At 70.5% G+C, this 13,782-nt stretch carries 14 protein-coding genes and 1 pseudogene; 10 read left to right on the top strand and 5 right to left on the bottom strand.

The window, feature by feature from the left end:
• Positions 1-45: 45 nt before the first annotated feature.
• The 5 genes from EXE57_RS05600 to EXE57_RS05580 are packed head-to-tail and all read left to right on the top strand — an operon-like array spanning position 46 to position 5,732.
• Positions 46-1,395, top strand: coding sequence for a (Fe-S)-binding protein (locus EXE57_RS05600; RefSeq protein WP_208542984.1), 1,350 nt, complete (start codon positions 46-48; stop codon positions 1,393-1,395).
• Positions 1,392-2,900, top strand: a complete 1,509-nt coding sequence (locus tag EXE57_RS05595) for an FAD-binding oxidoreductase (protein ID WP_135074808.1) — start codon at positions 1,392-1,394, stop codon at positions 2,898-2,900. Before EXE57_RS05600 ends, EXE57_RS05595 begins: the two co-directional genes overlap by 4 nt.
• The gene (locus EXE57_RS05590; RefSeq protein WP_135074805.1) at positions 2,900-3,199 is read left to right on the top strand and encodes a hypothetical protein; all 300 of its coding nucleotides are present in this window, start codon (positions 2,900-2,902) and stop codon (positions 3,197-3,199) included. The genes EXE57_RS05595 and EXE57_RS05590 overlap by 1 nt, the downstream gene beginning before the upstream one ends.
• Complete coding sequence (locus tag EXE57_RS05585) at positions 3,199-4,686, top strand: APC family permease (protein WP_135074802.1); 1,488 nt, start codon at positions 3,199-3,201, stop codon at positions 4,684-4,686. The genes EXE57_RS05590 and EXE57_RS05585 overlap by 1 nt, the downstream gene beginning before the upstream one ends.
• A complete protein-coding gene (locus EXE57_RS05580) occupies positions 4,683-5,732 on the top strand; it encodes an LLM class flavin-dependent oxidoreductase (RefSeq protein ID WP_135074799.1) in 1,050 nt (349 codons plus the stop codon). The genes EXE57_RS05585 and EXE57_RS05580 overlap by 4 nt, the downstream gene beginning before the upstream one ends.
• 98 nt (positions 5,733-5,830) lie before the next feature.
• Here the strand turns inward: EXE57_RS05580 and EXE57_RS20445 are convergent.
• Positions 5,831-6,004 (bottom strand): annotated as a pseudogene (locus EXE57_RS20445) (hypothetical protein); the annotation flags it as partial.
• A gap of 156 nt (positions 6,005-6,160) precedes the next feature.
• Between EXE57_RS20445 and EXE57_RS05570 the strand changes: the two are divergent.
• From EXE57_RS05570 to EXE57_RS19640, 4 genes are all read left to right on the top strand, one after another.
• A complete protein-coding gene (locus tag EXE57_RS05570; protein ID WP_135074796.1) occupies positions 6,161-6,997 on the top strand; it encodes an alpha/beta fold hydrolase in 837 nt (278 codons plus the stop codon).
• A 124-nt stretch (positions 6,998-7,121) separates the two neighbouring features.
• Complete coding sequence (locus EXE57_RS20315; RefSeq protein ID WP_279633191.1) at positions 7,122-7,247, top strand: hypothetical protein; 126 nt, start codon at positions 7,122-7,124, stop codon at positions 7,245-7,247.
• A gap of 268 nt (positions 7,248-7,515) precedes the next feature.
• On the top strand, positions 7,516-8,013 hold the full coding sequence (locus EXE57_RS05565; RefSeq protein ID WP_135074793.1) for a hypothetical protein: 498 nt from the start codon (positions 7,516-7,518) through the stop codon (positions 8,011-8,013).
• Between the two features lie 238 nt (positions 8,014-8,251).
• Positions 8,252-8,425, top strand: a complete 174-nt coding sequence (locus tag EXE57_RS19640; RefSeq protein WP_167305826.1) for a hypothetical protein — start codon at positions 8,252-8,254, stop codon at positions 8,423-8,425.
• 49 nt (positions 8,426-8,474) lie between these two features.
• Here EXE57_RS19640 and EXE57_RS05560 read toward each other — a convergent pair whose 3' ends face one another.
• Together EXE57_RS05560 and EXE57_RS05555 are read right to left on the bottom strand one after the other, a co-directional pair.
• A complete protein-coding gene (locus tag EXE57_RS05560; RefSeq protein ID WP_208542983.1) occupies positions 8,475-9,125 on the bottom strand; it encodes a DUF4389 domain-containing protein in 651 nt (216 codons plus the stop codon).
• Between the two features lie 123 nt (positions 9,126-9,248).
• Complete coding sequence (locus EXE57_RS05555) at positions 9,249-10,262, bottom strand: zinc-dependent alcohol dehydrogenase (protein WP_135074787.1); 1,014 nt, start codon at positions 10,260-10,262, stop codon at positions 9,249-9,251.
• A gap of 196 nt (positions 10,263-10,458) precedes the next feature.
• Here EXE57_RS05555 and EXE57_RS05550 point away from each other — a divergent pair, with 196 nt between their 5' ends.
• Positions 10,459-11,145, top strand: coding sequence for an SRPBCC family protein (locus tag EXE57_RS05550; RefSeq protein WP_135074784.1), 687 nt, complete (start codon positions 10,459-10,461; stop codon positions 11,143-11,145).
• Between the two features lie 7 nt (positions 11,146-11,152).
• Here EXE57_RS05550 and EXE57_RS05545 read toward each other — a convergent pair whose 3' ends face one another.
• Both EXE57_RS05545 and EXE57_RS05540 read right to left on the bottom strand, forming a co-directional pair.
• Positions 11,153-12,778, bottom strand: a complete 1,626-nt coding sequence (locus tag EXE57_RS05545) for an NAD(P)-binding protein (RefSeq protein WP_208542982.1) — start codon at positions 12,776-12,778, stop codon at positions 11,153-11,155.
• Positions 12,778-13,779, bottom strand: coding sequence for a thiamine pyrophosphate-dependent enzyme (locus EXE57_RS05540; RefSeq protein WP_135074778.1), 1,002 nt, complete (start codon positions 13,777-13,779; stop codon positions 12,778-12,780). Before EXE57_RS05540 ends, EXE57_RS05545 begins: the two co-directional genes overlap by 1 nt.
• Positions 13,780-13,782: the final 3 nt, after the last annotated feature.

Genomic DNA, 13,782 nt, shown 5'->3' with positions numbered 1-13,782 from the left:
TGCGAAGACTGTGTGACCTGCATCACGTCCTTCAGGAGGTCCGGAGTGACACAGCTCGACCGGCAGGGCCCAGCGGATCCGGTCTCCGTCCCGTTCACGCCCGGGATGCGCGACAACCCCGACGAGCTGGCGGAGATGCCGGAGGAGATCGCGCGTGCGGTCGAGGAGCCCGCGGACCCGACGCCGACCGAGGAGCTCACCGCGGAGTGGCGCAACGCGTCCTACAACTGCTTCTCCTCCGGCCACAAGTTCTGCCGCGAGGTCTGCCCGGTCATGCAGGTCACCCGCAACGAGTCCTGGACCCCGACGGCGTTCCACGCCAACGTCGTGGCGATGGACAAGGGCGAGCTCACGATCGAGGACGTCGCCGCCGACTACGTGAACTGCACCCAGTGCGGTGCCTGCGAGCTGCGTTGCCCGAACACCCTCTTCACCGGGGACTTCTACCGGTTCCGCACCCGCACCGTCGACGTCGTCAAGGCGGTGCGCGCACTGGCGGTCGAGAGCGGCGTGCACCAGCCGGCCTGGCAGAGCTGGAACGCGCGGACCGACGAGCTGACCCACGAGCCGGTCCTCGGCGAGACCCCGATCGACCAGGAGCACGTGCGCGACTGGTCCGAGGGGCTCGACCTGCCGATCGGAGGGGAGACGGTGCTCTTCGTCGACTGCGAGGCTGCGTTCTACCGGACGTCGGTCCCGCGCGCGGTCGCCCAGATCCTGCAGCAGGCGGGTTACGAGTTCGGGCTGATGGGTGAGCAGTGGTGCTGCGGCGGTCCGGCCGCCGAGATGGGGTACGTCGACCAGGCGATGCGGTTCGCGCGGCACAACCTCGACAACTGGCGCTCCACGGGGACCAGACGGGTGCTCGTGCTCGACCCGCACGACTACATCTCGTTCACCGAGGACTACCCGAAGTACTTCGGCGAGGAGTTCGACCTCGAGGTCGTGCTCGTGGTCGAGGTGTTCGCCGAGCTGATCCGGGAGGGCAGGCTGACTCCCTCGGTGCCGATCGAGCGCGCCATCACCTACCACGACCCCTGTCGGCTCAACAAGCGCAAGGGCATCTGGCAGGAGCCCCGCGAGATCCTGCGCGCGATCCCGGGGCTGGACTTCAGCGACGTCGACCGGGTGACGCAGTGGTCCTACTGCTCGGGCGGCGGCGGCGGTCTCCCGGTCGAGAAGCCCGAGCTCACCGCGGCCATCTCGGCCAGCCGGCTCGAGAAGGCAGCAGCCCTCGAGGTGGACACGCTGGTCAGCGCCTGCCCGTGGTCCGAGCGGCCGCTCACCGAGGCGGGGGAGGCGGTGGACATCGACGTCGTCGACATCCACGAGCTGCTCGCCGAGTCGCTGGGGATCACCGTCGGCGGCTCGCGCAACGGGGGAGCAGGGGCATGACCATCGCGGTGGAGCGTCTCGACGAGCTGGTCACCGCGCTGCGCACCGTGCTGCGCGACGAGCAGATCCTCACCTCGAAGCCGGACCGCTACAACCGGGCCCGGGTCCCCGCCCCGTTCCCGGTGCACCGCTGGTCCGAGCGGCTGCCCGACCTCGCGGTGCTGCCCACCAGCACCGACGAGGTGGCCGGGGTGGTCCGGATCGCCCACGACCTCCGGGTGCCGATCGTGCCGCGCGACGGAGGCACCGGGCTCACCGACGGCGCCGTACCGCTGCGCGGCGGCATCGTCGTCGACGTGAAGCGGATGAACCAGGTCAAGGAGCTCGACCTCGAGAACCGCACGGTGACGGTCGGGACCGGCATCAGCATGCTCAAGCTCAACGAGGTCCTCGGCAAGCACGGCCTCTTCTACCCCGACGACCCGGCGTCGTACCCGTGCTCGCTGGTCGGTGGCCGGATCGGCACCAGCGGCTGGTCGCTGATCGGCTCGCGCTACGGCCACACCCGCGACCTGGTGCTGAGCTTCGACCACGTGCTGCCGACCGGGGAGGTGATGCACGTCGGCGACGGGATCGGCCACAAGATCAGCAAGTCGTCCAGTGGCTACCAGCTCAAGCACCTGTTCATGGGCCACCAGGGCACGCTCGGCATCGCGACGGAGGCCACGCTCAAGCTGTTCCCGAAGCCGGAGGCCGAGCTCTCGCCCTTCTGGGCGTTCGACAACTACGACGACGCCTACCGGTGCGTGGGGGCGCTCGCCCGCGCCGGGGTCGCGACGTTCGCCGGGGCCGTGCTCTTCGACGAGTGGAAGGTCGCCTACCTCCGTCGCGACGACGAGGCCTACATCCCGCAGCCGGGGGACGTACGGGCGCTGGTGTGCGCGGTGATGTACGGCTACGAGGACGAGGTGCGTCCGGCGGGCAAACGGCTCTTCCGGATCGCCCGGGAGCACGGCGCCCGCTACCTCGGCGACGAGATCTCCGAGGGCGACTGGGCCGCGCGCCACGACCGCTACGCGACCCCGCTCCACGGCCGGACGAAGTCGGGCCAGGTGGTGCCGATGAGCTGGCACTGCGAGGACGCCGCGATCAACTACACCGACCTGCCGTCGGTGTCGAAGGCCTGGCACGAGATCGTCGCCGACCTGCGCCGGCGTACGGACGTGTTCGACGACTGGGGCATGTTCACCTACACCTCCGGCAACACCGGCGTCGACTACCTCACCGAGATCGACGTCGGCATCTGGGAGCAGCAGCTCGACGACCGCGCGTGGGAGATGTGGGTCAGGGCGAAGCGCGACATCGCCGCCGTCGCCCTCGCCCACCAGGGCTCGATCAGTGCCTGCCACGGCTCCTGCCGCGAGGGCGAGGTCGACCTGGTGCCGGACGAGCTCGGCCGCGGCTACGACGTGATGCTCGACCTCAAGCGAACGCTGGACCCGCACAACATCATGAATCCCGGGAAGTACCTCCTCGACCGTGCCTACGACACAGGAGCTCCCTGATGAACGACGCGCCGCGACCACCGATCGGTTACCGCTACCGCGAGCAGCACACCCCGCCGGAGCCCACCCGGGTCTCCGACGTCGCCGTCACCACCCACGAGCACGTCTACGAGGTCGACCCGCGGCTGATGGAGCGCTGGGTGCTGCAGCAGACCTTCCCCAACTGGGACAGCCTGCGGATCATGAACAGCCGGCACGACCACCTCGAGTGGATGCACCGGCACTTCGCGTCGACGGTGGTCACGGGCTCGGAGCTGCTGGCCGAGGTCGAGGCCGAGTCCGACCGTACGGGTGCCTGATGGCGCCCAGCAGCGCCCCCGGCCCGCACGCCGACGACCTCCACCTCGAGCAGCTCGGTTACACCTCGGAGTTCCGGCGCGAGATGAGCCCGTGGGCCAACTTCGCGCTCGGGTTCACCTACCTGTCTCCGGTCGTCGGCATCTACACGCTCTTCGCGATCGCCCTCGCGACCGGTGGCCCGCCGATGATCTGGTGGTTGCTGATCGTCGGCCTCGGCCAGCTGCTCGTGGCGCTGGTGTTCGGGGAGGTCGTCTCGCAGTTCCCCGTCGCCGGCGGTGTCTATCCGTGGGCGCGCAGGCTCTGGGGCGTCAAGTGGGCCTGGATGACCGGGTGGGTCTACCTGATCGCCCTGTTCGCCACGATCGCCGGAGTCGTCTACGGTGCCGGCCCCTACCTCGCCCAGCTCCTCGGGTTCGAGGCCGGCACGACCTCGACCGTGACGTGCGCGCTGATCCTGCTCGCCCTCGCCCTGGCCATCAACCTGATGGGCACCAAGTGGCTGGCCTACGCCGCGATCATCGGCTTCACCGCCGAGCTCCTCGGCGCGCTCGCCGTCGGGGCGTGGCTGCTGATCTCGGAGCGGGTCCAGAACCTGTCGGTCGTCTTCGACACCGCCGGCGTGGCCGACGGGGGCAGCTACTTCTCCGCGTTCGTGGCCGCGGCCCTGATCGGCATCTTCCAGTACTACGGCTTCGAGGCCTGCGGCGACGTCGCGGAGGAGGTGCCGGACCCGACGAGGCAGATCCCGAAGGCCATGCGGATGACGATCTACGTCGGCGGCGCCGCCGCCATCTTCGTCTGCCTCTCGCTGCTGCTCGCGGTCAAGGACTACGCGGCCGTCATCAGCGGGGAGGACCCCGACCCGGTGACCACGATCCTCCACGACGCGTTCGGCGTCACCGGCACGAAGGTCGTGCTCGTCGTGGTGATGGTGTCGTTCCTCTCCTGCGCCCTGAGCCTGATGGCCGCCGCAAGCCGGCTGATGTACTCGTACGCCCGCGACGAGATGATCGCCTTCTCGCACCTGCTCCGGCACTTCCAGACCACGCGCCACGTGCCGCCGTACGCCATGGCGGTGGCCGCCGCCGTGCCCGCCGTGATCGTCCTGGGGTCGGTCTTCTCGACCAAGGCGCTGACCTCGATCATCTCCTTCGCCACGCTCGGCATCTACCTCGGCTTCCAGATGGTCGTGCTCGCCGCGCTGCGCGCACGCCTGAAGGGATGGCGGCCGAGCGGTCCGTTCAGCCTCGGGCACTGGGGGATGGTCGTGAACGTGTCCGCCCTGGGCTACGGCGTGCTGGCGATGGTCAACATGGCGTGGCCCCGCACCCCGGACGTGCCCTGGTACGACAACTGGTTGGTCCTGCTCTCGGCCGCCGTCGGTGTCGGGGTCGGCGGGATCTACATGGTGCTCGCCAAGCCCTACCTGCGCAGCGACGCCCGGCACGGGGACGCCGTGCCCACCCGAGAAGGAGTCAAGGAATGAAGTTCAGCTACGTGATCGTCCCGACGTACCCGCTCAGCGAGTCGCTCGCCACCATCAAGCTGGCCGACGACCTCGGCTTCCACGCGGTCTACGCCGCGGACGAGACCTGGTGGAAGGACCTCTGGCTGCTCTTCGCGGCCGCGTCGGCCCAGACCTCCCAGATCAGGATGGGGCCGAGCGTGTCCGGGGTGATGCTGCGCGAGCCGACGCTGATCGCGCAGGCTGCCGCCACCCTCGACGAGCTCAGCGGTGGCCGGGCGGAGGTGGTGCTCTCCAGCGGCAACTTCGGGCTGCTCACCCAGTACGGAATCGACTGGTCGACGACCAAGCCGCTCTCCCGGGTCAAGGAGGGCGTCGAGGTGATCCGGACGTTCCTCGACGACGGCGCGATCACCCACGACGGCGAGTTCTTCCAGTACCACGGGCTGTTCACCTTCGCCCGGCCGGTGCAGGAGCGGCTGCCGGTGAAGATGGGCGCGATGAAGGGGCCGAAGTCGTTCGAGGTGTCGGCGGAGTTCTCCGACGGCTGCCACCACGCGCTGAGCTACACCAAGGAGGCCTACGACTACATGATGGAGCACTGCACCATCGGCGCCGAGCGGGCCGGCAAGAACGTGCAGGACCTCGACCTGGCCGCCTGGGTGGTGTTCGCCTGCGGCGAGGACTCCGCGAAGGCCAAGGACGCCGCCCGCAGCATGGTCGGTCTCTACGCCTCCTCGATGCCGCACGAGCAGCTGCGCCGCAACGGCGTCGAGCCCGAGGAGATGGCCCCCATCATCGAGGCCATCGGTGCCGGCGACATGGCGAGAGGCATCGAGCTCACCACCCCCGAGATCGCCGAGCGGCTCTCCATCGCGGGCACGCCCGAGGAGTGCGCGGAGAAGCTGCAGCGGGAGATCACGTCGACCGGGATCAACCACCTCATCCTGGCCGTCGTCGACAAGGCCATGGTCAAGTCCCTGATGGGCCGGGAGATCGACGGCGTGGCCGACGTGGACACCCAGCTGCAGCTCGTCCACGACCGGGTGATGCCGGCGTTCGCCTGAGGCCCCACTCCGCGTCCCGCCGGTCTCACGCCCAGACGCAAAGGGGGCGGGTACCGGTCGGTGACCAGCAACGCCGCGTACGCCTGGACCCGCAGTCGCCAGCGGCCGGCGCCGACCGCGACGTCGACCAGGTCACGCGGGCGGCGGCCGGTGAGGAGGGCGAAGCAGGCGCCGATCCGGACCAGCAGCGTCGCCAGGAACAGTCCGGCGACGATCCGCCGCTGCTGGTGAGCACGGTAAGGCGGCCCAGCGCACCCCTGGAGCAGGCACACCTCGGGCCAAACGACCCTCGACCCGGGACCAAGGCCACGTGCCCACAGGGCGCCGATCGGCTGGACTGGGCGAAGGAGGGAGCCTCCGATGGTCCACCGACGGGCATGTAGTCGTCACCGGACCGGGTGCACAGACCAGCTGTGGCGGTGGAACCCATGGGCACGATGACCTGGCGCCGCACCCGGGTCCAGGGTCGCCCTGCTGCCTACGGGGAGTCACGTCCCGGGGACGGCTCGGAACGGCCGACGGTCCTCTTCCTGCACGGCTGGGCCCTGTCGGACCACAGCTACCGCGGAAGCCTGGACCGCCTCGCGCGAGCAGGGTTCACCGTGCTGGCACCCGCCCTCCCGGGGTTCGGGGGGACGGCGGGCCTGCCGCCGGAGCAGGTCTCGCTCGGTGGGTACGCCGACTGGCTGGTCGACTTCCTGGACGAGGCGGGGCACTCCGGCGAGGCCACGCTGGTGGGCCATTCGTTCGGCGGCGCGGTCGCCATCAGGTATGCCTTCGAGCAGCCGGAGCGGGTGTCGCAACTGGTCCTCGTCAACTCGATCGGCGGGGCCACGTGGTCGGCCGACGGGCGACTGATGTCCGATCGTTCACTCGGTGACTGGGGGGTACACCTCGGTGCGGAGCTGGCTTCTGCTCGCGGCCTCACCCGGGTGCTGCCGGTGATCGCCTCCGATGCAGTGAGGCATGCATTGCTCAGGCCGGGAACCCTCTGGCGGGTGGGTCGTCTGGCGCGGGAGGCAGAGCTCGGGATGGAGCTGGAGGAGCTCAAGCGACGTCGCCTCCCGGTGGCCGTCCTGTGGGGGCGGGAGGACGCGGTGATCCCGTGGGCCTGCGCGGAGTCGTTGATCGAGGCCCTGGGAGACCCACAGGTGGTGACCGTCCCGGGCAACCATGGCTGGTTGATCAGCGACCCGGGGCGGTTCGTCGAGGTGCTGACCAACGTTCTCTCTCTGGTGGACGGCAGCGACGGTGAGGTGGCGTGACCGCGGTCGCGGCCCTCCCGCCACCCACGGTCCCGGCCCCTGCGCGCCCGGGGACCCTGAGGGTGTCCCGGGAGGCTTCGTCATCACCTCGGACGCCTCCTGGGACGTGCTCGAGGCAGCCGCAGTGATCCCCGAGGTGCGGGCGGTGCCGGCCGACCTCGATCCCGATGACTCGACCGCCCGAGCCAGCGACTTCCCGGGACGCGGTCCGAGGTCTGTACCGCGCGACGGCGGCCGGATGATCACCTGATCCACCGATCCGGGCCCAGGGAGGGAGACTCGGCCCGAGCCGGAGGCCAACGGCCCGTCGCCTACGGGCCTTCGGCCCTGTGCGGTGCGCCGCGTCGCGACCAGCCTCGAAGGAGGAGCACTGGGGAGGACGTGATGGAAGCAGTTGCCGACGATCGACCGGTCGGCCGCGCGGAAGGGCAAGGCCTGCCATGAGGGTCTGGAACGCCGTCTGGCGAGGTGCCACGGTCCTGACAGCGTGTCTGGCGCTGGCGGGGACGTTGATGGCCATGCCGTTCGAGGTCGTGCTGGCTTCCGGGTTCATGATGGCGACCTTCGGGGCGGTGATGGGCCTCTGCCTCAGGTCCGACCTCCCCCAGGTGAGGCGCCCCGTGGTGGGTGGTGCGGTCCTGTGTCTGATGCCCTTGCTGTACGCCGGGTTGGGGGAGCTGCTGGGGGCTGCGTCATTCGGGGTGGTCGTCCTGCTGGCCCTGACGAGTCCCTGGGCGGTCGCTCGGATCACGCGGTGGATGCGTGTGCCTCTGGTCCCCCATGAGACCCACGCGGCTGCGACCGCTCCGCTGGAGGAAGCCCTGCGGCGCCAGTGGCAGGAGTCCACGCGGCTCCTCGATGCTGCCTCGACACCTCGCGAGCGGCTGATGGTGGTCAACGTGCGCGCCGAGATCCTGGACGACGTCGTACGGTCGCACGGGTCACTCCCGGCCTATCTGTGGACGACCGACTCCGGCTCGGGTGGGGGGAGCCGACCGCAGCCGGGTGGCGGATGAAGCCGCTTCGATGGTCGGGTCGTGGCGGGCGGGCCAGCTCGCTCGCCGTCTCGGTGTCCCAGGCGTCAGGGGCACTGACCGTCGACGACGCCATCGCCAGGGAAGCGACGGACCGGGCGGTGTGACAGGACCTTGGCCCTGCGTCTCTCGGCCGAGGTGCCCTCCCGGCCGCAGTCTGGCAGGGGGACGCTCGATGAAGGACCGGGACGTGGACCGGCGGAGCGAGACGAGGGGCACCATGGACGAGAACGAGAAGCGTCGAGCACAGGAAGAGGCCGTGCAGAGGAAGACCATGAGCAGCGCGGACCGGTCGAGGTTCTGGGCAGGACTGAACACCTTCCTCGCCACGGCCGCACGACGGGAGCACGAGCGCGGAGCATCGGAGCAGGACGGACACGACGACCGTTCCTGAGCCGGCGGCCGGGCGCCGCCGCACTCGCACGAGCTTCCCCCTGCCGGTCTCAGGCCCGGAGGGAGAACGGCGGGTACCGGTCGGTGATCAGCAGCACCGCGTACGCCTGGACCCGCAGCCACCAGCGGCTGACGCCGACCACGAAGTCGAACAGGCCGCGCGGGTAGCGACCGGTGAACAGGATGGCGAACCACGCGGCGACGACGGCGAAGAAGGCTCCCACCGACAGCACGACCAGGATCAGGAAGTGGGGGATCGCGAGGAACCACTTGACCAGGGGGAGCCAACGGTTCAGCTCGCGCTCGACCTCCGGGTAGTCGAGGTCGAGGTGGACGGCCTGCTGCTCGACCGTCGACGGGTACTGGTCGGTGAGAAGACCGACGTACGCGCCGATCCGGGTGCTGAACCGGGTGAGCTCGAGGGCGAAGTCGAACCACCAGCGGGGGTAGCGCTGCCGGAAGAGGATCATCAGCAGCGTCGCCAGGAACAGCCCGGCGACGATCCCGCCACTGCTGGTGGTCACCGTCTCGCTGCCCTGCTCGTAGACCGTCTGGGTCGCACCGGCGGTGAGCGCCCCGTAGACGATCGCGATCGGGATGACGAGCACGAGCCGGAAGAACGTCTTCACGCGGTCGTGCTGCTCGGCGTAGTCGACCTCCAGTCGCGCGGGATAGGCCGTCGGGGCCTCAGGCATGGACATGGGAACCCTCCCTCTGCAGGGCACGGACCGCTTCCGGGCCACCTCCACCCTGCGCGACCGGCGGCTCGGGTGTCCCGGGTCGTTGGTCCCGACTCGGGGCGAAAAGGTGCACAGCGCAGCTCGTCATGCTCCGAGGTCGAAGACCAACCTGGCCGGGACCTTGCCGCTCAGGACTTCCTCGAAGCAGGCGTTGACGTCCTCGAGTCGACGGGTCTCGGCGACGACACGGGTGCGCCCGCGCGCGTGCAGCTCGAAGCACTCGCGGAGGTCGTTGCGGGTTCCGACGAGCGACCCGATCACCGAGATGCCCTTGAGCACGGTCTCGAAGACCGGCAGCTCGAGTCGGTTGTCGGCGGGCAGGCCCACCAGGACCAGCCTCCCGTTCGGGTTGAGAGCGGCGTGCGCGGCACGCATCGAGGCGGGGGAGGGGACGGTGACCACGGCGACGTCGACACCGCCGATCTCAGCGAGCGCGGCCGCCTGGTCGCCGCGCGCGTCCACGACGTGGTCGGCACCGAGCTCCGCCGCGAGCTTCAGCTTCTCGTCCTCGACGTCGACCGCGACGGTCGTGGTGCCGAAGATGCCGGCGTACTGCAGGGCGAGGTGGCCCAGGCCGCCGATGCCGACGATCATCGCGGTCTCGGTCGGCTGCGGGCGGGCCACCTTGAGCGCCTTGTAGGTGGTCACACCGGCACAGGTGAGAGGCGCGGCGTCGAGGGAGGACACGGCGTCCGGGACCCTGACCACGTGGCTGGCGTACGCGACGGCGTAGTCGGCATAGCTGCCGTCCATCGTGTAGCCCATGTACTGCGGCGCCAGGCAGTAGGTCTCCCACCCAGCGACGCAGTACCGGCAGCTGCCGCAGGCGTGCCCGAGCCAGGGCAGCGCGACCCGGTCGCCGACGGTGACCGGGGAGGCCCCGGCACCCACCTCGACCACCCGGCCCACCCCCTCGTGCCCGGGAATCAGCGGCACCTTCGGCTTCACCGGCCAATCGCCACGGGCGGCGTGGATGTCGGTGTGGCACAGCCCGCTCGTCTCGATCCGGACGAGGACCTGGCCATCACCGGGGCGTGGCGTGTCCACCTCCCGGACCTCCAGCGGTGCTCCCAGGGCGGGGACGACGGCAGCGCGCATCTCGTTCTCCTCATCGGTGGCGTTTCCACCAGCCAACTGGCCGGGACGTGGTCCGCGGCAGGTCGGGAGTGCCCCTCCCCGGGGGTCCAAGGTCCCGACGAGGCGTTGCCGGACCAGGGTGCGGGACCCAGGCGGGCCCTTCGGCCCTGCCGCAGACAGGACGGTCCCGGGACCGTGGACCGGGGAGGGGATCGACATGGCACGCACGGCCTCGATCGTCGGGGTGACGGCGCTGCTCGGCTACGCCACCCTGCAGGTGCTGGGAAGGCGGTCCGGGTCGACTGCGGCTGAGCGACGCGCGCCGCTGCCCGGTGACGAGGTCGTGGGCCGCCCGCAGATGGTGATGGATCACGGGGCCACGATCGATGCGACCGCCGAGCGGATCTGGCCCTGGCTGAGCCAGCTGGGATGGCACCTGGGCGGGTTCTACACGCCGTCGTGGGTGGACCGGCTGCTGTTCCCCGACAACTGGCCCAGCCTCGAGAGGCTGGACCCCAGGTTGGTCAGGGACCTGGCAGCCGGCGACCGCATCCCGGACGGCAGGCCGGGCACCGCTGAGTACGTCGTCGACCGGGTCGACCCGCCCCACGTGCTCGTGCTGCGGTCCACGACGCACATCCCGCCCGGCTGGGACCGCTCGCACGGAGTCCGGTTCCTCTGGACCTGGTGCTTCTCCCTCACCGACCTCCCGGGCGGGCGCACCCGGGTCCATCTCCGGGTGCGTGGACGTGGCGAGCCACGGTGGTTCATCGCCCTGTACGTCGCCGGGATCGTCCCCGCTGACTACGTGATGTCCACCGGCATGCTGCGCGGGCTGCGACGACGGGCGGAGGGCAGCCAGGTTCCGGTCGTCTCCGGACGCGAGCCGCTGACGCAGTCGTGACGCGGGCTCAGATCTCCTCGGGCACCATCTGGATGGCGCCGGAGGGGCACTCGGCGACGCACAGCCCGCATCCCTTGCAGTAGTCGAGGTCGATCAGGTAGTCGCCCGGCGGACCGAGCTTGATCACCGCGTTGTCGGGGCAGATGGCGTAGCAGTTGTCGCAGCTGAAGCAGTTGCCGCACGAGAGGCAGCGACGAGCCTCGAGGAGGGCGGTGTCCTCGTCGTGGCCCAGCACCACCTCGTCGAAGGTCGACTCGCGCCGCGCCCGTTCGAGCACGGGCCGGTGGGACCGGGGGGCCTCGGAGTAGTACCACGTGTTCAGCGTGTCGAAGGTGGCCAGTGCCGGCCGGGCAGGGGGCTCGGGAGCGGCTCCCGACAGCCAGTCGTCGATGTGCCGGGCCGCCCGCTTGCCGTGGCCCACGGCGACGGTCACCGAGCGCTCGTACGGCACCATGTCGCCGCCGGCGAAAACCCCCGGGCACCCGGTCATCAGGTCCGGCCCCACCGCCACCACCCCGTCCTCGACCACCAGGCCGGGGACGCCGTCGAGCAGCGACAGGTCGGTCTCCTGGCCGAGGGCCAGGATCAGCGAGTCGGCATCGAGCTCGTCCAGCTCTCCGGTCGGTTGCGGGAAGCCGGTCTCGTCGAGCTCCATCCTCTCGACGACGAGCCTGCCCTCGTCGACCTGCTTGATGGTCGTGAGCCACCTGAAGAGGATGCCCTCGTCCTCGGCCTCGGTGAGCTCGGACTCGTGGGCCGGCATCCGGTCCCTCGTACGGCGGTAGACAACGATCGCCTCGGCGGCGCCGAGCCGCTTGGCCGTGCGTGCGGCGTCCATGGCGGTGTTGCCTCCGCCGTACACCGCGACCCTCCTGCCGAGGAGCGGCTTCTCACCCTCCTCCAGGCCCCGCAGCATGCTGACGGCGTCGAGCAGGTGGGCGGTCGATCCCGCGGGGATGTAGGCGCGCTTGCCGAGCTGGGCGCCGACGGCGAGGAAGACGGCGTCGTAGTCCTCCCGCAGCGCGTCCAGGTCGGTCACCTTCGCGTCCAGCTCCAGTGTCACGCCGAGGTCGAGGATGCGCTGGACTTCGGCGTCGAGGACGTCGCGGGGGAGTCGGTACTTCGGGATGCCGAAGCGCATCATGCCGCCGGTCATCGGGCCCGCCTCCTTCACCGTCACCGCGTGCCCGCGCCGGGCCAGGTGGTAGGCGGCGGCCAGGCCGGAGGGTCCTGCCCCCACGACGAGGACCCGCTTCCCGCTGGGAGGTACGTCGACGGCCACGGTCCAGCCGCGGCGGATCGCCTCGTCCCCGACGAACCTCTCGACGGAGTTGATCCCGACGGCCTCGTCGAGCTCGCCCCGGTTGCAGGCGGTCTCGCACGGGTGGTAGCAGACCCGACCCATGATCGCGGGGAACGGGTTGTCCTCCATGATCCTGCGCCAGGCGCGCTCGTACCCGTCGCCACCCTCCTCGGCCTCGTAGAGCCAGCCCTGGATGTCCTCGCCCGCGGGGCAGGCGTCGTTGCAGGGTGGCATCCGGTTCGTGTAGACGGCCCGCTCCGTCCGCCACGAGCCGGTCCTGTTGGCCCGGCTCGAGCCGACGTCGAGGGTGATCGCGAACGGCTTGTCCATCAGTCCTCCCCTTCCGGGAGCAGCCCGAAGCGGGCGATGGTGCGGTCGGCCCGTGCCTGCAGCCGCGCGACGACGTCGGGGCGACCGGGGTCGCCGAAGAGGTGCGCGTACCGCTTCTGGGGCCGGAGGTACTCCTCCACGGGCACCTGCCGCCGGATCGGCGAGACGTCGGTGAGCTCGCCGTGCTCGGCCTCGAGGACCGGGAACAGGCCGCTCTCCTTGGCGAGCCGGGCCAGCTTGACGGTGTCCTCGGACGCGGCGCCCCAGCCGAGCGGGCAGGGGACGAACACGTGCAGGTAGCGGGCACCGCGGAAGCGCATGGCGGTCTCGACCTTGTGCTCGAGGTCGTGGAGGTCGGCGACCGTGGCGGTGGCGACGTACGGGATCTCGTGCGCCATCGCGATCAGGGGGACGAACTTGCCCTGGCCGAAGGCGTTGCCCGGCTCGGGTCCGAGCGCCTTGGTGTTGGCGGTGCGGGCCGCCGGGGGAGTGGCACCGGAGCGCTGGACGCCGGTGTTCATGTACCCCTCGTTGTCGTAGCAGACGAACAGCACGTCGTCGTTGCGCTCGAACATGCCCGAGAGCGCCCCGAAGCCGATGTCCACGGTGCCGCCGTCACCCGCCTGCCCGATGACCCGGATGTGGTCGCGGCCCTGCGCCCGCAGCGCGGCGGCCACCCCGGAAGCCACGGCCGGGCCGTTGCCGAACAGGGAGTGCAGCCAGGGGAGCTGCCAGGAGGACTCGGGGTACGGCGTCGAGAACACCTCGAGGCACCCGGTCGAGTTCACGGCGACCAGCTGGCCGTCCGTGGCACGCATGGCGGCGTCCAGGACGTAGCGCGCCCCCAGTGCCTCGCCGCACCCGCGGCAGGCCCGATGGCCCGAGGTCAGCGAGTTGGAGCGGCCGGTCCGCGCCTGGACCGTCCGCTGCTCCGGGTCGAGCAGCCGGTTGCCGGCCACGAAGGTCCCGGTCTGGTAGAGCTTGAGCTGCTGGAACGCCATCGT

Source organism: Nocardioides euryhalodurans (genome assembly GCF_004564375.1).
In the GTDB taxonomy this organism is placed as follows: domain Bacteria; phylum Actinomycetota; class Actinomycetes; order Propionibacteriales; family Nocardioidaceae; genus Nocardioides; species Nocardioides euryhalodurans.
This window is presented reverse-complemented; position numbering and strand designations above follow the sequence as displayed.